1 protein-coding gene is annotated in these 889 nt (G+C 40.5%); it reads left to right on the top strand.

Annotated elements, in window-relative coordinates; genetic code table 11:
• Window positions 1-209: 209 nt before the first annotated feature.
• On the top strand, window positions 210-889 hold a 680-nt coding region (locus tag R8O10_RS24280; RefSeq protein WP_318191828.1), incomplete at its 3' end, for an IS4 family transposase.

Below are 889 nucleotides of genomic sequence, written 5' to 3'. Positions count from 1 at the left end.
AATATACGTATGCACTAAATTAGTTAGGTATTTTTTATAAAATCAAACCATCTCTATAGAGTGATCTGAAATATTTTCTTTTGCCCAAATCAGTGCTTGTACCTGAGGAATCCCCTAATGATTTTGATAAAAATCATAAATTTAAGGTAGATGCACATCTTGTCATGTGATCAAATGGTTCTGAGAAAAATCAATAACCAGACAACAAGATGTGCGAACTCGATATTTTACACGACTCTCTTTACCAATTCTGCCCTGAATTGCACTTAAAACGACTCAACAGTTTAACGCTGGCTTGCCACGCATTACTTGAATGTAAAACGCTCACTCTTACCGAACTTGGTCGTAACCTGCCAACGAAAGCCAGAACAAAACATAACATCAAACGAATCGACCGATTGTTAGGTAATCGTCACCTCCAAAAAGAGCGACTCGCTGTATACCGTTGGCATGCCAGCTTTATCTGTTCAGGTAATTCGATGCCCATTGTTCTTGTTGACTGGTCTGATATTCGTGAGCAAAAACGGCTTATGGTATTGCGGGCTTCGGTGGCACTACATGGTCGTTCTATTACTCTTTATGAGAAAGCCTTTCCGCTTTCAGAGCAATGTTCAAAGAAAGCTCATGACCAATTTCTAGCCGACCTTGCAAGCATTCTACCGAGTAACACTACACCGCTCATTGTCAGTGATGCTGGCTTTAAAGTGCCATGGTATAAATCCGTTGAAAAGCTAGGTTGGTACTGGTTAAGTCGAGTCAGAGGGAAAGTGCAATATGCAGATTTAGGTGCGGAAAACTGGCAACCTATCAGCAACTTACATAGCATATCCTCAAGTCGCTCAAAGACTTTAGGCTATAAGAGGTTGACTAAGAGCAACCCAATTTCATA

This window comes from Vibrio sp. 1727 (assembly GCF_033344415.1).
Taxonomy (GTDB): domain Bacteria; phylum Pseudomonadota; class Gammaproteobacteria; order Enterobacterales; family Vibrionaceae; genus Vibrio; species Vibrio alginolyticus.
Note: the sequence above shows the minus strand (reverse complement) of the source record. Positions and strands in the feature narration are given on the sequence as shown.